We start from the raw sequence: 19631 nt of genomic DNA on the forward strand, positions 1-19631 counted from the left end.
TCGGTAGCCCTAACCATTTTACTATGGTTTCAGGGCCGATACCCTATTGTCTTTTTCGGTTGTTCATTCAAACAATATTTTCAGGATAGGCTGAACCCGAATAATTGAAACAGCAGCGACCTAAGACCTGAAAAAAGTCTTAGACTCGCTGCTGTTTTATTAAGCTAACGATCCCGTTAACTTAACTTTTTTATTTTAATCGAATTGCGCAGAGCCGACGCTATTTTGACCTTCCTAGCTTTACGCATGAAAGTTAGCTTTCAGCTAAATTAATGCTATTCAAAAAAACAATAAGTGCCAGTAAATTGCCCAAGCAATAAAAGGAATCCCTACATAAAGTATCCATTTTACACGTGCACTCGTTTGTTGTTTCCTTTGATTTTTCAAACAAGAGATGATGAGCAGGATGATTAATACTGCCGTAATAGTAGCCAATAGCTGAATAACAATCCATAAAAATGGAATACCGTCAATGACCCATCCTACATCTCTCCCTCCATTCATCCACAGGGAAATGAGATACATCCAGAAACTAAGAATGGAGATCATCCCCATTAAAGCAGTCCAGCCAGCCAATCTTTGAATGGAAGAAGGAGCCTTCGTTATCTTTTTCAATCGATTCTTTTTGGAAACAAAATAACTTCCTATAAAAATCAACAGAAAAAGTACTGATATCCCTAGTTGAAACCAATAGTAATCATACCAATGAACGGTTGTAAGATCTGTCAGACTATTACTCATTTGTAAAGGGGTTTGTCCAACCGTTTGGGCTACCGGCGGTTGGCCATTAATTACATGAAATAACCATGAGGTCATCGCTTCCGCATAACCTGGATAAAGTGTCTTCAGGGAGACAAAGCCGTCATCTGTGTTGTTGTAAATGGAATGATCTGCACCCTCAATAAACTGTAAAACATAGTTTCGATTACCGGCTTTGTCTAAAGCATTTTTGAAAATCTCTGCACTTTCTGCAGGTGGCACTTGTCGGTCTTTGCTACCCCAGATAGCTAAGAATGGTTGTTGAATTTTTTGTAATGGGGGAACAGGATTATAGGCCGCTTCTGATCCAGATAGTGAAAACACGACGCCTGCTACATTGTATACAAGAGAATGAATAGCAGATTTGGATTGGACGCCTTGATGACGCAACCGATTTTCCATATTCCAAGTTTGTTGTTGGGCTGGAGAAATGCCCGGCGCACCACTTGTGATAACAAATGCAATATCATCTGTTTGTGAAGCTGCTAGTGGTGCAACCCAACCGCCTTCACTTAAGCCCCAAACTCCTACTTTCTTATTGTCAATATCTGATCGGGTTTGGAGAAATTTCACCCCTGCAATAAGATCTTGGGCCAACAGTTCATAGGAACGATTTGTCTTAGAATATCCTTTACTTCTCTTGTTATAAATCAATGTTATAATGCCAGCTCGGGCAAAAACCTCTGCTTCTTTACGAATGTCTGTTTGATTTCCACCCTTCCCAGGATCGCCAACTCCAGAACCATGCGCAAGAACAATTCCAGCCTTTCGTCCAACTTGATTAGGAATGAGTACCGTTCCATATAATGTTTCCCTGTATTCCCCGGTCCCGCTTACAAAAGTAATGGTCTCTTCATGAAAATCAACTTTCTGTTCGTTAGAATTTGCATTCACCATTGATGAGTCTGCAGTAAAAATAAGCATTAGAGCTAGAAGTACTAAAAACACCTGATGTCCTAGTTTTTTTAAAAAGACCATGTCTTTCCCCCCTATGTATTTTGCTTTTAAACAGTCTTTTGGAATGTACTGGCCTGCAAGCAACCTGACTACTGTGATGTAAATAGACACCCGTCATGCAGTATCCCACATAAGTTAAAAATTGCATAGGACATCTGTCCTTTACATAAAACATAACAACTCCGGGAGGCTACAAATTGAATAAGCGTTTGTGGGAACCCGGCGAACCTCAGTTTTAATTGAACTATTATGCCCGTTAGTTTAGCAGAGGCTGCCAGTATTAACACTGGCAGCCTCTGTTTGTGTTTGTACCGCTATCGACCCCGTTAGCGCAATGAACTATGCTCCCTCTAGTATTGATTGTGGCTGCTCTCGCTCTGAGCTTGCTTTTGACCATGCTACATCCCGTTACATTTGTTTCTGCCTTTTTAAGCCTTTCCCCTGGCGGCATGGACCAGATGGCGATATCGCAAAAGAAGTACATGCGGAACTTTCCATCTTGATCTGCTACCAGCTATTCCGAGCGTTGTTTATTTCCTTGGGCGTGCCCCCCATTTTAAAGGTCGTGTTTAAAAAATATAGCAAAGCGAAAGCGGCTGTAAGCTGGCAGATATATCACTCCAAGCTTTGTGCACGAGATTCGCTGCTAAGAAATAAAACGAGCATGCTTTGAAGCTCCGATCAAAGCATGCTCGACTGTTTTCCATGGACTACCAAGCCTTACTCAAAAACAACCATTTTTCCTACTTCATGAAATCCTGCTTTCCGATAAATGTTGATTCCATCTGAAGAAGCTTGTAAGACGCAAGGTTTCCCTTTGCCCCCTCTTTAACCCGCTGGAGCAGATAGCCAAACTTGGTGCTGCCGAGTCCTCTTCCTCTACATTCTTGTCTTGTCATTACATCATAAATTCCATAACTGCTATCTGTTTCAATCAAGCAGCCCGTAGAAACGGCTTTACCGTCCAAAAAGCCAATAAACCACTGTTGATGTGGATGAGCAGAAAAGCTCGCCGCTGCTTGATCAAATAACCGTATGAGGACCTCTTTCTCAGGACTGCCCACAAACTAAGATTGAAAAATGGCAGCATAGCTACGAACATCTGCCGCGGATGGGCGGGATGGATACGCCCTTCGTGATCATGCTTGTCTGGCGTTCCTAGAGACTCGGACCCTCGACGAACTGTAGATAAGCAAAACGTACGATTAGTGTAGAGAACAGGAGAAATGTAAGCATGAAAAAGGCATTTAACCTAATACTGAAATGGCGACGGTTTCGAACTTTTTCTTTCGTACTTCGGTTTTATCATTAATTTCCATACCGTTCCTCATTCCATCATCTTTATACCTGCACAATAAGAATAAGCAACCTTACGGGAATGGCGGGTATCCGAACTCAATACCAAGTTATTTTTCAAAATGTACGCTTCCGAATCCATGAGACCGATGAATTCCCGGATCGGCTGTCGTCTATATAAACGAAGGCATAAATGAACACAAACTAATTTGACGAAGAGGTGTTTTGAAAATGGCATTAACGTCCGCATTCACGAGCTTCAACCTGCCTGTAAAAAACGTAGAACAATCGAAAGCGTTCTTCACCGGACTCGGATTCGAGCTCAACCCGCAATTCCCCGAGAACGAGAATTCGGTAGCCATCGTGATCGGCGCCAACCTACAGGTCATGCTGATCAATCAAGCATTCTTTAATACGCTCACGGAGAAGGAATCCGTCGATACGAGCAAGTATGCGCAGATGACGATCGCATTGGCCTTCGAGAGCCGGGAAAAGGTCGATGAAATCGTGAATACCGCGGTCTCCTTGGGCGGGAAATTGCACGCTGAACCTGAAGATCATGGGTTCATGTATCATTGGGGCTTCGTGGACTTGGACGGCCATCTGTGGGCCATTAACTACATGAACATGGATGCGGCACAAGGTTAAGGCTAACGGAGAGCACGCTCGTACTAGGGTTCAAAAAGAAAGACGCCGGGCATCTTCCCCGGCGTCTTCTTCGCGATGATTAGTTTTGTTCGGTATAGGCTTTGAAATTGTCCATGATCGCTTGCCAGCCTGCTTGCTGGAACTCGACGGGATTGGAGCTTTCCGCGTCGAACGTTTCAATGACCTTCGTCTCATTCCCTTGATCGACGAAAGCAATATCCACTCTTCTTCCGTCTTCCATGGTGTAGCCGATCGCCTCATGCCGATTCACGACATCGTAGACGCCGCCAAAATCAAAGCCCATGCTGCCATCCTTCGCTTCCATCCGTGTCAGAAACTTGCCGCCGACCCGCAGATCGTTTTCGGCTCTCGGCGCATGCCAGTCCTCGGACGCTTGATTCCACTTCGTGATGTGATCCGGCTCGGTCCAATAGCGCCATACCTTCTCGACAGGGGCTTGAATGACGGCTTGCACGGTTACTTTCGTCGGTTGACTCGTTTCCATTTTAAATAGACACCTCTCTCTTGATATTCGTCGTTTAGTTATTCTCAATGATATAGACGTAAGCCAATGACGAAATTCATTGGTCAATTCGCTCAGGCAGCCCAAATCGCGAAAATAATGGCGTATGAATGAAGTTTTGAACGTGCAGGATTTGATTTTCTTTGGTTTCGATGACGTGGATGCCCCAGGGTACCAGGCCAGAGCCCTCTTTGCCCGGCATATACTGGGCCAACGCCGGATAACCGCCATTCACAGTAATGGGCACAAATCGCGAACCTTCGCAATGCCAGCGAGTAAGCGAATAGAAGGCGGACAAATCTTCCTTGCCGCGGATCCACATCTCGAAGGGCGGCATCGACATGCAGCCTTCCTCGTGGAACAACGCGACGAGCGCAGCAATATCGAATCGCTCAAAGGCCTCCACATACCGGGACAGCAGCTGCTGCTCCGGTTGAACGTCCATGCTGCTGAGCTCATCCGAGCGAAGCTGCGCCCGGTCCATCGTCTCTCGGGCTCTTTGCAAGGCGCTGTTCACCGCTGCCGGCGACATCGCCAACGTTTCCGCGATCTGCTTGGAGGACCATTCAAATACATCCTTCAAAATGAGTACCGCGCGCTGCCGCGGAGGCAAGGTCTGCAGGAGAGCGATGAAGCACAGTTGAAGGGTATCTCTGCGGACGAGCCGATCCTCCGGATTGCCCCCAAAGTCGGGAGACGGCCAGATCCAGGCAGAGTCCGGCAGCGTGTCGCGCGGCTCGACGATGGCGACGGCCGGGTCGAACAGGTCAACGGGAAGCGCGCGGCGTTTGGATTTTCTCAGCTTATCCAAGCACAGGTTGGAGGCAATCCGATAGACCCAAGTTTTGAACGAGGAATCCTGTCTGAACGTGCTCCAGCTCTGCCAGACCCGAATACTCGTCTCCTGAACGGCATCGTCCGCATCGTCCATGGAGCCTAGCATTCGGTAACAGAACGAGGTTAAGCCCGGCTTCAAGCTTGCAAATAATGTTTCGTCAAATGCGGTCTCGTTCATTGCGGCCTCCCTTAATGATCTCCCCGAAGGGTGGTACCTTCATTATATGCAATGAAGCGGACAGCCTCAATCCGAATAAATGGGCAGGATTTATTTTTCCTCCTATAAGGTTCTTACATAAAAAATAAAACTTGCCTGGTCATGGCAAGTTTGGTTTATACGGAACAATAGCTTACGAGGCTGCTGGATAAACTCCAGCAGCCTCTGATGTATTTGCTAAGCTATCGAGCCCGTTAGTTCAATTACGAGTGCCTATTTTTTTCTGTAATGCAGTTCACTGCTTTTACTTCTCCAAACAGCTCAGACCCGAATGAGAAACGTCAGGCTTGACTCCCATTTTCTAGTACTGTATAGTACTAAATATGAAAAATAATCAATCTCGTGTGTCCAACAAAGAGACGGTGCTTCAGGTGGCTGCGTCGCTATTCCTAACCCGAGGGTATCAGTTGACGAGCATGGACGACATCGTCACCGTCAGTAACGTGTCAAAAACCAACATCTATTATCATTACAAAAACAAAGAAGAGCTTCTAATCGCCATCGTCGACCAATTAATCGATCGGTATGATCGGCAAATCTCTCTTGTATTGTCGCAAGACGAGTTGTCGATTCCGGATCGCTTGGACCGAATGCTGCGCCTGTTTGCGGATCATCAGGAGCAGCAGGATATTCTGGGGGGCTGCCCATTCCTGACCCTGTATACACAAACGGCTCACGTCTCCGAAGAAGTCGCCGCGAAAATCAAAGCTTTCTTCGATTGGCAATTAATCGGGGTTGAGCGTCTGCTTGAGTTCGGTAAGCAAAGAGGAGAGCTCTCCCAAAATATGCCGACGGCGGCAACGGCGGCGCTGATCGTAACGTCCGTCGAGGGAGCGCTGTTCGTCGCAAAGGCATGTGCACGTCCCAGATTGTTGGAGGAGCTGCGTCATGGGCTTGTGTCCATGCTTATGCTTAAGCGTTAATCGCTTAGGCGTTTTTTTGGATTAATTAGTACCGATTAGTACTAAATTAAAAACCAAGGAGGAATTCTTATGAAAATTTTTCTAACAGGGGCCACAGGCTTCATCGGCAAAGCCATATTGGCAGAGATTACAGCTGAAGGGCACGAGGTGTATGCATTGGCGCGTGACTTATCGCGATTCTACCCGGTAATCGAACAGTTGCCTTCAAGTCTACAACAAACGATCAAACCGATCGTTGGGGACTTATCGCTACCACGTCTCGGCATGAGTTCGGCCGATTACGAGCTACTGACCGATGTCGATATGATCATTCACGCGGGTGGTCCCATGAACATTCGACTGAATGCGGCGGAAGCGGAGCGTGCGTTTCTTCTACCATCAAAGGAGCTAGCCGAATTAGCTGTGCAAATTCATCGGAACAGAAGGCTCAAACAATTTATTCATATCGTCGGGTATATGAGCCCGTACAACGAAGAAAACGGGTTAACAGACCAAGATGCCGCGCTACGGCATGCTCCTCCCTACGAACGATCGAAGTTTCAAGCGGACGCCTACCTTCGGAAAGCGCTCCACAAGCACGCGATCCCATTATCCACGGTAAACCCAAGTACAGTGATTGGCGACTCTGTTACTGGCAAGACGGAACAGCTCGGTGGACTGGGGATCTTGGTGGACGCCGTTCGCAGAAACCTGATGCCCCTCGTGCCCGGCGGAGACAAACACTGGCTGCCTATGGTGCATCTGGATCATGTCGCTTCGTTCGTCGCCAATCTCGTTCGCACGGATGACGTCGCCAGCAATACGTATTATTTGTTGGATCCCCGGAGCGATAGTCCAACCATGAGCGCGCTAATCAGTACCATCGCCACCGAGCTGCGCACGATGAGGCCGATTGGAAGCGTCCCGCCAGCGCTGCTCAAAACTGCACTCGGCGCGGCCATAGGAGAACGCTTAGGCATCCCATCCGAATCAATGAATTTTATTGTGAATCGTGACTTCTCGGTTAGTTCGAAAACGACCATCGAGGATATGCACGGAAAACGCACTTCTTTGACAAAAGACACCTTCCCTTTCGTGATCGCCGATCTTGACTTTCGGCTATCCCACCCGGCATTCACAGCGTCGGAAGGGTTCATGCAGAAGAGAAGATCCAAAATCATCACGTTAGAACGGACGTGCGAAGGTCCGCCACTTGTATTACTGCACGGTACGTTCAGTAGCGCTGACCGGCTTATGCCCATTGCCGAACGACTGAACGGCCACCGTTCGATCCTGGTGGATTTGCCAGGTTTTGGCCGTTCGCCAATTCCTCGTGGCTCATCCTTAATTGAGGACTGCGTAGAGGCCGTCACAGAGCTCATTCTTGAACTGGAGGAGCCGGTTATGTTGGCTGGCCATTCGTTCGGCGGGCTGATCGCTGCTATGGTCATGGAGCGGATAGAACCTCGCATTCGGAAGCTGGTGCTGCTGCAGCCCGTCCTGCACCCCGTATCGACCAAGTATCGGTATGCTACGATAACCGACAAGATCTTAAAGTGCATCAATCCGTATTCTATTGAAAGTGAACTGCGGAAGGGCGGTGATTTCTCCACTGGGGGCGAGGGTATGGAACGATATGTCGAGGTAATGATCCGTGATCTTAAATCGTCGCGCATCCGCCATACCAACGCTTGGGCGATGTCTCTTCTCACACAAACCAGCTCATTCAGGCTGCGGCCAGAAATCTGGAATCCGGACAAGGTTCGACTTTTGCGGGGCGAGCGGGACGACGAGTTTCGTCTTCCGGCACCGTTCCGCCGCTTCGACATTGATTCGCTTCCTTACGGCCATCAATTCCCGATCGAAGCTCCGCTTCTCGTGGCAGATTGGTTTAAAAGCTCGATTTTTTCGTAAATGACCACTTTGAAAATGCACATCGTCCTGTTTTGCACTTATAGCGTTTAGCCACTTCTAAATATAGACACGATTAATGACTCATAGTTATGTTATGAAGGTAATAATTGGAGATCGCCTTAAAACGGGGTGGTCTCTTTAATTGTTTAATGTTGAACTAAACTGCCAGTTAGCTCAATGAAAACAGGGAGCAGCTGCCGCGGCGAATTGCTCCTTGTTTCGTTCAACTATCGTTCCCCATTTGCTTAACCAATTTTCGGATTCACATAAACTCTAACATCGAAAGACGAAAGAGACTTTAGACCAATTTTATTTAGATAAGATAGACGCAATTCCAGATCATTAATCAATTCGCAATAATACTTACAGCATGTTAATCCATCATATTAACAATTGCTTTGTTTTCACATGCGTTAGCTAAATCCATTGGTGTCTTCCCATCTTGATCTGTAGCATGAATGTTCGCACCATGTTTTAACAGCATTTCAATAGCGGCAACATTTTCTCTCCTAATAGCTCTATGCAGGGCTGTTTGTTTATACTGATTTCTACATTCAAGATTAGCTCCGTGATCCAACAAGAATTTTATCCCGATAATGTTATTAAAATCTGCAAAGTTATGTAGCGGAGGGAATGGTTTCCTTTCTTGATTCACATCACAGCCCAACTGTAAAATGCCTTCTAGTAGAGCCTCGTCTGTACAATGAAGAGCAATCCCAAAGCCCTTCTTTTTCACCTCTTTTTGATAAACCTCCGGAAATACTGAACGAATATAATTCGCAATATCACTTGAGTGTCTAAACGCAATTTCAAGAGAGGTTTCAGCCAGAGCACGTTTTCCTACGTTTGCTCCCTTCTCGGCTAATAGTCTAAATGCCTCTAAATTATTGTGTTTACTACAAAACTGCAATGAAGTGCCACGATATTCAAGAACTTTGTCTAAATCGGATTTTCTCGCGTGGGTTACTAGCTCTTTAATTTTTTCCATGTCATTCATATAACACGCAAATACTAATGTATTCTTAATTTTTTCTGCTTTTAACGATTGCTGTAAGATTTCTTTTCTTTCCTCTCCCTTTGGTTCCAAATCATATCTCTGGTAAATGATTAACTCAAAGACATCCGTATCAAAAAGTTCAGGATTCATATCTTTCACAATGCAATGCTCGACTAACTTACCAGCATCTACTTTGATACAAAGAATGCCCTTCCCTAGCATTAATTCCTTAATTTCGTTAATATACTTATCAAAAAGAGCAATAGTAATTTCTCCGTCATATGAAACTTCATTTTCTAAAACAGCAAAATATCCGCTTGTAAACGAATTCTCAGTGCCTAAAATTAAATATGTATACGTTCTTTCACTTAGCATAGGCTCATTGATAATCGTGTCTACTAAATAATCAAGATTGTTCATATTGATTCCTTCATACCTCCACCTGCAAGATCAATATTTTTTAATTTCAATTCTATTTCATTCTGGATCAATAATTACTCCGATTATCCCCCAAAAAATAAAACAAATCCAGTTTCCACAAAACGATAAACAGAGAGGGGATGAGGAATCCGAGTAGGAGGCTTCTCAGAGGCGCTTAAGGACTGATAGGCATTCTCTTGTATGTATCGATCACTTGCACGACGGTATGCTCAGGATATCCATCGGTTCGCAGATGGAAGGCAATCCCCTTCTGAACACAACTGTTTAGAAGTTCTTTGAACTCACCCGGTGTAAGGATAAAATTGATTTTCCAAAACCCTGTTTTGATCGTTCCCATGCGCCCACTTCCTTCCGTTTACAAGATATCGTCAAAACCCTGACCATCCCCGTTCAAAACGATTGCGTTTATCGGGCGAGAGGATTTTCTTCGGCACTTCTATTATTTTCAAAAGCCTCGCTTGATCATGGATTGTTAACGCTTAGTATACACCAGTTGATTTTCCGTATTTTTCGTAACAGACCTCATCTGCAATTCCGTATAAAATCTCACGGTTCAAGAGATTCACACTGCGAGGAAGGCTCTGCGGATTCCGAAGGATCTCATCATAGAAAACTTTTCCTTTACTAACAACCCAGTTTGCAATATCTTCTATTCCATCCTCAGACTCTTCCATATAGTCGGTATAAGGTTGATCTTGCAGTTCAATAGAAAAATCTACAAACTCCTCCTGGAACGAAATGAGTTCATCCAGCTCAAAACCCCATAAAACATCCTTTAATTTCTCACGATCAGAGTTAGCCATGCGAATCGTTTCCCAGAACCACTCTGTTCGATTGCCATTGTGCATCGCTCCCAATCACCTCGCTGTCCTGTATAAAATATTATTCAAAGCATCGCCAGGACTACAGCATATCCCGGAGCAACCCGGCATACCCTTGATGAACATTAGTACAAAAAGGTAGGGCACAAGTAGCTATTGTAATGTCTCATGCCATGTTAATATCGCTTATTATCTGCTGACAAGAAAAGAGATGTATGTAGACTTAGGTGAAGCTTTCTCCACAAAATGCCGTATCACGTAATTTTTTAATATTTTATCTTTCAAAAATAATTTACATTATCACGCCCTTGCAATTACCGTAAGAATGGCTTTCTGGTTGAGGTAGAAGTCATTGCAGTTAAACGGACATTTTATGAGCCAATACAATGGCATTAACCGCTGATACGGTATCTTTAGCTACCAGCTGTTCATCCAGCTTCAAATGAAGTTGTAAGATAGAGTTTGGTGGATTTTTAGTAGAAATCATGAGCTCGACCTCATGAGATGAAAGCACCTTCGCTTGCATGATTTGCAGCCAGGGGATAAGATCCGGTAATGTTTTATCCTCCGAAGGGTCGGTTTCCATGCCATCCACCCCAATAGGTGAATGCCCATTGAAATATTCAATCCTGAGCACAGCATAAGAGGGGGTACTGTTCCGCTTCAAGGTCGTGGCCGCCTCAAGCCGATGAAGGGAGGTTTTTTTAGGACCGATAATCATATTCCACAAAACGATAAACAGAGAGGGGATGAGGAATCCGAGTACCGCCAACCAACCACTGGAGGTCTTGACATAGACGGTAAGTAAGAGGGCTGCGGATAGAATCGCAAGCAACCATATGTAGAACTCCTGCCGCCATTTGGGCTGGTGCTTCCCAGATCCTGGAGGAATGGACTGTGCTGGCTGAATTTCCGGAGCTTGCTCCGGTTGAGCTATCGTACGTTCTCTCCATGGCAAATGCTCCCCATTCAGCATATAGAAGTTATTCGCTGCTCCCTGCCAGATCTTCTCCTGCGAGGGATACGGCGACTGCCAGAGGGTAACGTATTTTTGAATGTCTTTCAGATAAAGGGCGGGATCGCCCGTGAACGAAAAATATTGCGAAAGCTCTAGATGAATAACGGCGTCAGAATACCGCTGTACATGGGTCGATAAGGTTTCTAGCCACTCATGCACGGGAACGGCAAGCGCTGGGAAATGGGCCAGCGTGCGGGGTAAGCTCAGGCGCAACTGCTCTGCAGCATCCGCCCAAGGAATCTGCCATTGAAATGCCTCGGAAAAGCATTCCCACTCAGGTAGATCCTCCACATCCGGTTGGTCCATATGGGGTTGAACCTTGCTCCATGCTTGCATAAGCTGCCTGCTATAGCGCTGGAACTGCTCTTGGCTGACCAGACAAAACCATACTGGAGCGAGAAAATTATTCGTCTCGAAAGCTGCATTCTCATAATCGACCGAATCTGTATCGGCATTTGTAACGCTCAGGAATGTCCGGTTTCCCATTTAAAAATCTTTTCCTCCTACCTTTGTTTCATATCCAATAATGGAATCAAAAAGCGATTCTAACAGTTCATGGTTTTTTTGTGGGAAATTAAGTTTCTGAATCGAGATGTTGATCCGACGCGGTCGAATATTGCCGCCTTTCTTGTCACATCGGATTGCCGTTGGGTAACCGGTCATTGATTTCGAACCGTGTGTTTGTTTACACTACTTTTCACTTCTTCGCTAGTTTAATCAATAATATTAATTTCTGCTTGAAACAAATAATAAAAAGTAGTTACCACTATTCCTTTTCTCCAAAGTACTCTTCAAAGAGAGTAATAATTGGCTTCCAACAGGTGTATCATTTGATTCACCGTTCTTCTTTAGATCGGAGCTCTTTCGTGTTCAATCTGCAGCGAGAGCACTTAATCCGCTCCTTCTATGGCTAATATCTCCATCCATCAAAACAGAGCCAACCAAAATCATAGGAAAGGCTTGCTCTAAACTCGCACCTTCCAACGTTCTGTGGGTTAACTTTAGTGCCTCGCTGTCGCACTTAAATGATGAAACCTTTTCTCGTACATCTTCTCACTCACTTTGTATTTCATAACTTGTAACCCATAAATTAGGTCGTTACAAATTATAGAATGTTGCAGTAAACTACCCGTTAACTTAATAAAACGAATAAGCCGCCGCGGCGCATAACAGCCAACCTTTTACCCGATTCAGCGGACATGACTCTTCATACACCGGGCTGTCTCTTATCAATAGTTGAATAAAGGCAGTTGCAGTCTAAGACTTTATTTTCGGGTCTGACACTGTCACTGCCTTTACTTCATCTGAAATTGACACTATGTAAAGCTTCCCAGTCTATTACATTATTTTCATCCAAAAGTAAGTATAATAAAAGTCCGCTGAAGCAAACTTTCTTTGGTGTGTTTGAAAGAATGATCAACGCGTTCCCCGCTCAATCAGGTGCTCGAACCACTTCCAGGGAAGCAATGCCTTTCCCCATATCGCGAGAAGCGATCCTTGCCCAATTGGGTAGCGCAGACGTGGCGATGGCGTGCTTGCGATTCTCCCGATCAGCTCTGCTACTTGCTGCGGATCGGGTGCATGTTCAGACGCACGGCGCGAATATCGCATAATCGCCTCGAGTCTGTGTTTGTAGGGGGAGTCTGCGTCGCAAGGAATATTTGCTAACCCTTTTTGCCAGATTGGTGTCCGATAGGCGCCAGGTTCTACTAGCACGACGCGGATGCCAAACGGAGCCAGTTCATGACGCAGACTCTCGCTAAACCCTTCTATAGCAAACTTGGAGGCGGCGTACGGCGCGTAGCCGGGAAACCCGATTCGTCCGCTGATGCTGCCGATATTCACGATCAGACCACTTTGTTGTTTCCGCATGACAGGAATGACGCTTCGGGTCATCGCAACGAGTCCGAAAAAGTTCGTCTCCATCTGCCGCCTCCAATCTTCCATCGGTACCTCCTCGACGAACCCGCCAACAGCGAACCCGGCATTATTGATAAGCACGTCGATATGGCCATGCATGCGAAGCGTCTCCGCAACGACCTGCTCGATGTCCTGAGTAGATGTCACGTCCAAGCTGAGATAGTCCAGTCGCTCCGATACCCCTGCTTGTTCGGCTCGTTTGCGCAGCTCGATGGCCCGTTCCGTATCCCGCATCGTCGCAACGACGCGGTATTGCTTACGCGCCAGCTCGACAGCTGACAGCATGCCGAAACCGCTTGATGTGCCCGTAATGAGGGCGATCCTCTCTCCTGAAGGAGATGGTAGTTGTTGCTCTCTTCGCGACATGATCCGCACCCTTTCCTCCTTTTAATCTATCTGTTTATAGCTTTTTATAGCTTGTACTTGCGCATGATCGGAACGCCAATACCGTTCAGCAGCTGCTCCAAAAGCGTCCAACACCATCTTCTTCCAAGCGGCAAATGACTGTCAAATACCGCGGAATATTCGATATCGGCAATCGCTCCGCGGTTTCGTTTGAATTGGGCAGCTCCTGCGCTCTCATGGAGTAAATCTCCCATCTCACGGGCTTGCCGGATCAGGCAAGCAGACAGCATACGGTACAGCCCAACCGAAGCAGGCTGCGACGTATCATAGCCGAAAAGCGGAGTCGTCATGACCCCATTGCGGTTGAAAAAACCCATAACAGCATCCAATCGCCCCTCTTTGCGCAGCCCGTACAAGGTCAGCACGCCGGTTTGCTTGGCTAAGCGGATAAACGCTGTATCGAACTGTGGGTTGTCGTAGGAGTACTTATCCAAATAGAGCATCGCGTACAATTCTGCTATTCGGGGCACGTCCGTGTCTGTTATGTCCGACGGCGAAACAAACTCATACCCGTTCTTCGCCAGCAGCTCGTAATCCCGCTTCAATAGCCAGCGCGATTTTGCGTTTCCGAAAGCTGGATCATTCGATTGGTATAAATATATCTGCCGGCTTGGCACCAGTTTGCAGCCATTCGCTTGCAAGGTTGCAATCATTGCCGGATGAAGCGAAGAACTAAGGGAACGCAGCACGATTGCATGCTCGGGAAATGCTTCCCGCACGGTATTCACAATGGCCGCAAGCTGTCCTTCCGATAATCGGGGGTACAGGTTCGTTGACAATAGCCAATTGTTTACATGGACAACCTGATTGAGTTGCGAACTTTTCATAAAATAGCCAAGGACGTCCAGAATTGCAGACAAGCTTTTCTCCATTAGCGGGCGGTTCAATAACTCCAATTCCCGTTTGGCATAGCGAATATAATGCGTATAGGGAGAACAAACATACGAATTGTCGTAATCATCATCGTTTACAGTAACAGGAAGAACCAGATCCTCCGTCCGCAAAACGAGCATCCTCGTTCTCACGTTGCGCATGAATCGGTCGGTCCCTTCGCGCAGAAGCGGCTCCAAATAAGCTTTCGCGTACCGGCCGTCCTCGGTATCCGGCCAATCGATGCGCTCGAGATTACTTTGATCATAGAGGGAGATGTGATTGCTCAATCTGCCATCTCCTTTCTACGCGTCGAAGCTTGCGAAGTCCCGGTTGAAACGAATAAGGAGCAAATGTGAGATTCGGGATGCGGCAGTGTAACCTGCGCATCAGCAACTCCATCGATGTCGATACTTGCCACTCGACCTCTTCCCGAACGAAACCGGCGGCGACTTGAAGCTCAATCACTACTTTCTCCACATCGATCTGAAGGGCCCGGTACTCTTCAATCACAGGGGAAGCGGCAAGGATGGCGCGTGTAATATAATCCGGGAAAACCGGAGTAAGTCCCCCATCCGTTTCGCTCAACATATAAAAGATATCGTCGCAACGGCCCTCGATCTGCTTGATCGCGGTAAAGACAGAGCCGCACGGACAGGCCGACTCGGCTTCCGTTAGTAGATCGTTCAATCGATAACGAATAATCGGCTGCGTAGAGCGAGAGAAATCGGTCACGATTGGTACGAATTTGCGTTTGCCATTCTCCCCTTGAACGTATTCCTTTTCAATATGAACCACATCCTCATTCAAATGCAGTGTTCCGTGCCGACATGTGCTAGCGAGAAAGCCTTCCGTACATTGGTATACTTGGTGAAGCGGCAAGCCGAACGTCTCTTGAATTATACGAGCATCGAGCGGTTCCAGTACTTCCGCAACAGAAATGATTCGATGCGGGAACGCTCTCAACCGACCTACCCGTTTTTCCTCGGCCAGCAGACGGAGTAAAGATGGAGGCGCGGCCCATATGCCAGGCTGATAAACTTCCAGCCGCTCCACATGCCTCTCGATCGGTTCTAGTAGATCGAAATATTCGAACTGCAGCTTGCCGCTGCGCACGGATTCGTACAGATTGCTGTTCGCCCTCAGAAAAAAGGCTACCTTCTCCGGTCTCCACAGTGGTCCAGGCAACAGCTTCGCCAGCATCGTGCCAGCCCAGGCTGCTTGCTCGCGATCGCTGACGAGAAATAGACCGCGGTTACCGGACGTTCCTGACGACAGGCCGACGCTTATGTTTCCGATTCGCGGCTGGAAATTGCGCGTATTCTCCGCTTCAAGCGCGACCGCCATCGCCTCGTCTTTTCGGATACCTGCTGTATTCAGGTGATCAAAGTGATCCATCATAACTTTTTTGTCGATAATCGGGAACCGTCTCCATTGCTCCAGCGGGATATCCCCCCATAGCTCCCGATAAAAGGGAGAATGAGTCATGACGAATCGAAGCTGGCGGAGTACCTGGCGTTCCTGCCAGCGCTCGAACGCCGTACGATCGGCCCATCTTCCCCCGAACCTGGTCTGTATGTAATGCTTTAGGAGTATGATAAGTCCGTTCATGATTCCTTCTCTCCTATCTCCTGTAAGAGTTCTTCCTTACAATGACTCGGTATGATTCGAATCTGAGGATATTGCTGATGCAGAAAGCACAACCGTTCAAAAGTATCAGCATACTGACCACGATCATCCATGATCAGCACGGCTGCCGCGTGCGGCTTGCGCCGTTCTCGATAAGCGCGGCTTGACCAGACCGCATCCGCGCATAAGAAGTACTCGCCTGTAGCCGACATCAAAAACAATCCGATCTGCCCCGCAGCATGCCCTGACAGGTCAACCGCGATCAAGCTACCGTCTCCGAACAGATCATAACCCATCACGAACGGAAAATCCCAGGTAGCCTGCGCATTGGAGTCTCATCAATGAATGCGGATCGTTCCTCGAAATCGTCCGGCAGCAGACCAGGCAGACAGCCAGCTTTGACTGAGGCAAGCAAACCAAGATCTTTGATCACTGTATGCGCATCCCGCTTATACAGGATGCGAGCATTAGGAAAGTCGCGCAGCCCCGCCGGATGATCGGCATGAAAATGCGATAGCACCACATACCTAACCTCCTCTTCTCCAATACCTGGTTGCCACAGCTCCAGCAACTTGGTTGCGGCATAAGCGATAACCTGCTTTACTGGAAGCGGTTCCGATTCGCTGATACCTCCCCGGTCTCGATAGTCGAAATAGATGCTCGGCGTTGAAATATGAATGAGCCTCAGCACATTTTGCTTTCGGCACCCGTCGACGACGTGTCTTGTACCTTCAACGTCCACAGCATGATGGGACGAAGCGAGTCGATCCGCTCCGAGCTTCAGGAGCAAGGCATCCGATTCGTCCAAACGGATTTGCGCGAGGAGGAATCCGTACGCATGCCGCCTACGTTCCATCCCATTTGACTTAATCGCAAGAAGGCATGTTGTCCAAAACCTGGTAGCTCCTGTTACCAATGCGTTGGTCATGCATCACCATTCCATTCGATATCGATCGTTGTTGCTTCAACAAGTGAAATGCCATGCTTTCTGCTTGTCCGCCATGCTTCGGCCAGAACCCGCAGCTGCTCAGCAACAGGTCGCATGTCCATCGGGTTATACACGACGTCACGGGCTATACGAAAAGCTCGGCTCCAAGCGCCAAGCTCGCGAAAGTTGCGAATGCTTCGAAAACCTGCCGCAAACATTGGTGCAGCCAACATGGCCCTGCTTGACATCTTGGGGGTCAGAACGGTGCCTGATTTTTGCAGCGCGTTCGGTTGCAGAAACGCTTGCACTAGGCCGCCACTCGCACCAAACAAATGTACACCGCTCGTTGCCCTCGGATTGCACTCCAGGGCAAACAGTCCGCCACCTTCCTCTTCGATAAAATCGAATGCGATTTGTCCAGTGAATTGCGTCGCCTTGACAAACTTGCGGACCCACTCTCGAGAGCTCTCGTGTTCGATAGGCTCAAAATAAACGGAAGCGCCCTGACCGATCCGGTAACGGCTCGGATAAGCTGTATGTGCGATCAATTCTCCTTCAAAAGCGACGCTATAGGTACAAATATCTCGACCATAAATGCGTTGTTGCGCTACCCACGGCGTCTGTGGTGTCACAGCATTCATGTTATTTGCCAAAAACCGCCTTCTTTTATCCGGGTGATCCTCTCGGGACAGAAACAGAACACGCGATGCAAATCGCGAATACGCTGGCTTCAATACGAGGCATTCGCCCAGTCGTTCCTTCGCTGCAAGCGTTAGCCACTCCTCATGCGTGGAAATGAGCTCAGATCGCGGCACCGTCAACCCGTGCCGTCTCGCTAACAAAACAAACCTCCACTTGTCATGCAGCTCTCCTAACTGTTCGATGGGAGGCGTCCATACTTTGCAGTGCCGGCGTAACCGATCCAGCCCTTTGGCTACAAAAAAAATTTCCTCGCAAGTCGGAATGAGAACATCGACCTGCTCGCTCGTCACGATCGATTCCAGGTCTTGCAAAAAAGCCTCTGTATCTGTATTCGGAGCGGGAACGAGGAAATTTCGCTCTACCGCCCGCGAAACGCGGCAAACGTGATAGCGCGCACTCTCTGCAACGAGCACCCGGTGACCGGCGTTATGAAAGGAACGCGCCAGGTCGAGAGTGACAGGTGCCCTTCCCCCCGTGAGCATGATCGTTGATCGCCTCTTAGCAATGGCGTCTTCAATAATCAAGGATCATCCCTCCGAGCGATAATCCGGCCGCCGTACCGATCAGCAGTACCCTGTCCCCGCGCTGCACCTTTCTTTGGCGTACCGCCTCATGAAGTCCCATTGGAATCGATGCGGCAATCGTGTTGCCATGATTCGGGGTAATATATATCAGCTGCTCTTCGGATATTCCGAGCTTTTTCCGCAGGAGCCGCATGGCCATTGCGCTTCCTTGATGCGGTATGACCGCTTTAAAATCGCCCATTCGAGTTCCAGTCGGTGCCAGCAGTTCTTCCACAAATCCAGGAAGAAGCTTCGAAGCCATTTTGAAAATCGCCTGCCCATCCATATGAAATAAAAAATCTGTTTCCGTCTGCGCATTATGCTCGCGCGGATGTATGCGCGTGCCGCCGCCGCGTATTTCCGACAGCCTCGCCCCTTTGCTGTATGTTCGAATCAAAGCGCCTATGATATGAGAAGCGTCTTCTCTCTCGGACGGGCCAATGACGACGGCAGCCGCACCGTCTCCAAACAATCCGGCGCTTTCTTTCTCATTCCAGTTCAGTCCGACTGAAGCGATCTCGGTCGACACAAGCAGCACATAACGGTAACGCCCTGCATCTACCATATAAGACATCACATCTAGACCGGTGAGGAAGCTGAGACATGTCGCATCAATATCAAATGAAGGAACACCAGACATCTCTTCCCCGAGCGCTTTCTGGATGAAGGAGGCCGTGCTGGGCAGTGCCTGTTCTTTCGTCCCGCTCGTACATACGAGACAATCGATGTCCGAGGTACGTATTCCCGCTGCTGCAAGAGCATCTGCCGCTGCTCGCGCTCCCATATACGATGCGGTCTCCCCATCCCCTGCAAAATGGCGCGCGACAACATCCGTCGTTTTGCGGACCCAGCCAGGCGGTGTCCCTAGGCGCGCATCCATTTCTTCATCCGTCACGATTCGACGGGGCACATATTTTCCGGTGCCGAGTATTTTGACACGTCGCGTTTGCATGACGATCCCCCGCTTTTTCCATTGTTCGATATAATCCCATTCTAGTGGTGCGGAAGTGACCGTAACAGTACTACATTTTTGTGGTACCCCCTTTCGACATTCGACAAAAAAAGTCGACCCCCTTTTTTCTGGAGTCGACAACCCTATTTTACCATTTTACCTTATATATGGTTGATACCGCTTAAACTCCCAATCCCATTCGATCATCTTCGATAAATTGAAAACTGGTTGAAAACAAGTTGGAAACCAAGTACACATTTCAAAGTAGGGTGCTCCGTTTCCGGGTAGTAATAGCTATTGCCGACAGGGAATTACATAGTTCCGGGGAATGT

19 protein-coding genes are annotated in these 19631 nt (G+C 47.7%); 4 read left to right on the top strand and 15 right to left on the bottom strand.

Annotated elements, in window-relative coordinates:
• Positions 1–279 precede the first annotated feature (279 nt).
• Positions 280–1737, bottom strand: coding sequence for an alpha/beta hydrolase family protein (locus SB752_RS00760; protein WP_410713851.1), 1458 nt, complete (start codon positions 1735–1737; stop codon positions 280–282).
• A gap of 320 nt (positions 1738–2057) precedes the next feature.
• On the opposite strand from SB752_RS00760, the gene SB752_RS00765 reads away from it, so the two are divergent.
• The gene (locus tag SB752_RS00765) at positions 2058–2219 is read left to right on the top strand and encodes an AbrB family transcriptional regulator (RefSeq protein WP_185923328.1); all 162 of its coding nucleotides are present in this window, start codon (positions 2058–2060) and stop codon (positions 2217–2219) included.
• Between the two features lie 240 nt (positions 2220–2459).
• Here the strand turns inward: SB752_RS00765 and SB752_RS00770 are convergent, their stop codons facing one another.
• On the bottom strand, positions 2460–2780 hold the full coding sequence (locus SB752_RS00770) for a GNAT family N-acetyltransferase (protein ID WP_410713852.1): 321 nt from the start codon (positions 2778–2780) through the stop codon (positions 2460–2462).
• Between the two features lie 463 nt (positions 2781–3243).
• Between SB752_RS00770 and SB752_RS00775 the strand changes: the two genes are divergently transcribed.
• Positions 3244–3660, top strand: a complete 417-nt coding sequence (locus SB752_RS00775; RefSeq protein ID WP_410713853.1) for a VOC family protein — start codon at positions 3244–3246, stop codon at positions 3658–3660.
• A gap of 79 nt (positions 3661–3739) precedes the next feature.
• On the opposite strand, the gene SB752_RS00780 is transcribed toward SB752_RS00775, so the two are convergent.
• Both SB752_RS00780 and SB752_RS00785 read right to left on the bottom strand, forming a co-directional pair.
• Positions 3740–4165 carry an SRPBCC family protein gene (locus SB752_RS00780; protein ID WP_028548475.1) on the bottom strand — a complete coding sequence of 142 codons (426 nt, stop codon included), beginning with the start codon at positions 4163–4165 and terminating at the stop codon, positions 3740–3742.
• A 76-nt stretch (positions 4166–4241) separates the two neighbouring features.
• A complete protein-coding gene (locus SB752_RS00785) occupies positions 4242–5198 on the bottom strand; it encodes a sigma-70 family RNA polymerase sigma factor (RefSeq protein ID WP_410713854.1) in 957 nt (318 codons plus the stop codon).
• A gap of 410 nt (positions 5199–5608) precedes the next feature.
• Between SB752_RS00785 and SB752_RS00790 the strand changes: the two genes are divergently transcribed.
• Positions 5609–6160 carry a TetR/AcrR family transcriptional regulator gene (locus tag SB752_RS00790; RefSeq protein WP_410713855.1) on the top strand — a complete coding sequence of 184 codons (552 nt, stop codon included), beginning with the start codon at positions 5609–5611 and terminating at the stop codon, positions 6158–6160.
• A gap of 69 nt (positions 6161–6229) precedes the next feature.
• Positions 6230–8053 carry an alpha/beta fold hydrolase gene (locus SB752_RS00795; RefSeq protein WP_410713856.1) on the top strand — a complete coding sequence of 608 codons (1824 nt, stop codon included), beginning with the start codon at positions 6230–6232 and terminating at the stop codon, positions 8051–8053.
• 373 nt (positions 8054–8426) lie between these two features.
• Here the strand turns inward: SB752_RS00795 and SB752_RS00800 are convergent, their stop codons facing one another.
• From SB752_RS00800 to SB752_RS00850, 11 genes are all read right to left on the bottom strand, one after another.
• Complete coding sequence (locus SB752_RS00800) at positions 8427–9470, bottom strand: ankyrin repeat domain-containing protein (RefSeq protein ID WP_410713857.1); 1044 nt, start codon at positions 9468–9470, stop codon at positions 8427–8429.
• A 175-nt stretch (positions 9471–9645) separates the two neighbouring features.
• Positions 9646–9828, bottom strand: a complete 183-nt coding sequence (locus SB752_RS00805; protein ID WP_289137234.1) for a hypothetical protein — start codon at positions 9826–9828, stop codon at positions 9646–9648.
• Positions 9829–9970: 142 nt separating this feature from the next.
• Positions 9971–10339, bottom strand: a complete 369-nt coding sequence (locus tag SB752_RS00810; RefSeq protein ID WP_410713858.1) for a DUF4240 domain-containing protein — start codon at positions 10337–10339, stop codon at positions 9971–9973.
• 331 nt (positions 10340–10670) lie between these two features.
• On the bottom strand, positions 10671–11816 hold the full coding sequence (locus tag SB752_RS00815; RefSeq protein ID WP_410713859.1) for a hypothetical protein: 1146 nt from the start codon (positions 11814–11816) through the stop codon (positions 10671–10673).
• A gap of 930 nt (positions 11817–12746) precedes the next feature.
• Positions 12747–13616 carry an SDR family oxidoreductase gene (locus SB752_RS00820; RefSeq protein ID WP_049741020.1) on the bottom strand — a complete coding sequence of 290 codons (870 nt, stop codon included), beginning with the start codon at positions 13614–13616 and terminating at the stop codon, positions 12747–12749.
• A gap of 44 nt (positions 13617–13660) precedes the next feature.
• Positions 13661–14815, bottom strand: coding sequence for a hypothetical protein (locus SB752_RS00825; RefSeq protein ID WP_049739497.1), 1155 nt, complete (start codon positions 14813–14815; stop codon positions 13661–13663).
• Positions 14790–16136, bottom strand: coding sequence for a F390 synthetase-related protein (locus SB752_RS00830; protein WP_410713860.1), 1347 nt, complete (start codon positions 16134–16136; stop codon positions 14790–14792). Before SB752_RS00830 ends, SB752_RS00825 begins: the two co-directional genes overlap by 26 nt.
• Positions 16133–16453, bottom strand: coding sequence for an MBL fold metallo-hydrolase (locus tag SB752_RS00835; RefSeq protein WP_141260999.1), 321 nt, complete (start codon positions 16451–16453; stop codon positions 16133–16135). The genes SB752_RS00830 and SB752_RS00835 overlap by 4 nt, the downstream gene beginning before the upstream one ends.
• A complete protein-coding gene (locus SB752_RS00840; RefSeq protein ID WP_410713861.1) occupies positions 16450–17082 on the bottom strand; it encodes an MBL fold metallo-hydrolase in 633 nt (210 codons plus the stop codon). Before SB752_RS00840 ends, SB752_RS00835 begins: the two co-directional genes overlap by 4 nt.
• Positions 17079–18308, bottom strand: coding sequence for an ATP-grasp domain-containing protein (locus tag SB752_RS00845; RefSeq protein WP_103104494.1), 1230 nt, complete (start codon positions 18306–18308; stop codon positions 17079–17081). Before SB752_RS00845 ends, SB752_RS00840 begins: the two co-directional genes overlap by 4 nt.
• A complete protein-coding gene (locus SB752_RS00850) occupies positions 18298–19299 on the bottom strand; it encodes a beta-ketoacyl-ACP synthase III (protein WP_049739502.1) in 1002 nt (333 codons plus the stop codon). Before SB752_RS00850 ends, SB752_RS00845 begins: the two co-directional genes overlap by 11 nt.
• Positions 19300–19631 lie beyond the last annotated feature (332 nt).

The sequence above is a fragment of the Brevibacillus sp. SIMBA_040 genome (genome assembly GCF_046535075.1).
Taxonomy (GTDB): domain Bacteria; phylum Bacillota; class Bacilli; order Brevibacillales; family Brevibacillaceae; genus Brevibacillus.

Coding starts and splice junctions, on each gene's coding strand:
- SB752_RS00760 (WP_410713851.1), bottom strand. CDS start 1,737: ATGGTCTTTTTAAAAAAACTAGGACATCAGGTGTTTTTAGTACTTCTA.
- SB752_RS00765 (WP_185923328.1), top strand. CDS start 2,058: ATGCTCCCTCTAGTATTGATTGTGGCTGCTCTCGCTCTGAGCTTGCTT.
- SB752_RS00775 (WP_410713853.1), top strand. CDS start 3,244: ATGGCATTAACGTCCGCATTCACGAGCTTCAACCTGCCTGTAAAAAAC.
- SB752_RS00780 (WP_028548475.1), bottom strand. CDS start 4,165: ATGGAAACGAGTCAACCGACGAAAGTAACCGTGCAAGCCGTCATTCAA.
- SB752_RS00785 (WP_410713854.1), bottom strand. CDS start 5,198: ATGAACGAGACCGCATTTGACGAAACATTATTTGCAAGCTTGAAGCCG.
- SB752_RS00795 (WP_410713856.1), top strand. CDS start 6,230: ATGAAAATTTTTCTAACAGGGGCCACAGGCTTCATCGGCAAAGCCATA.
- SB752_RS00800 (WP_410713857.1), bottom strand. CDS start 9,470: ATGAACAATCTTGATTATTTAGTAGACACGATTATCAATGAGCCTATG.
- SB752_RS00805 (WP_289137234.1), bottom strand. CDS start 9,828: ATGGGAACGATCAAAACAGGGTTTTGGAAAATCAATTTTATCCTTACA.
- SB752_RS00810 (WP_410713858.1), bottom strand. CDS start 10,339: ATGCACAATGGCAATCGAACAGAGTGGTTCTGGGAAACGATTCGCATG.
- SB752_RS00815 (WP_410713859.1), bottom strand. CDS start 11,816: ATGGGAAACCGGACATTCCTGAGCGTTACAAATGCCGATACAGATTCG.
- SB752_RS00820 (WP_049741020.1), bottom strand. CDS start 13,616: ATGTCGCGAAGAGAGCAACAACTACCATCTCCTTCAGGAGAGAGGATC.
- SB752_RS00830 (WP_410713860.1), bottom strand. CDS start 16,136: ATGAACGGACTTATCATACTCCTAAAGCATTACATACAGACCAGGTTC.
- SB752_RS00840 (WP_410713861.1), bottom strand. CDS start 17,082: ATGACCAACGCATTGGTAACAGGAGCTACCAGGTTTTGGACAACATGC.
- SB752_RS00850 (WP_049739502.1), bottom strand. CDS start 19,299: ATGCAAACGCGACGTGTCAAAATACTCGGCACCGGAAAATATGTGCCC.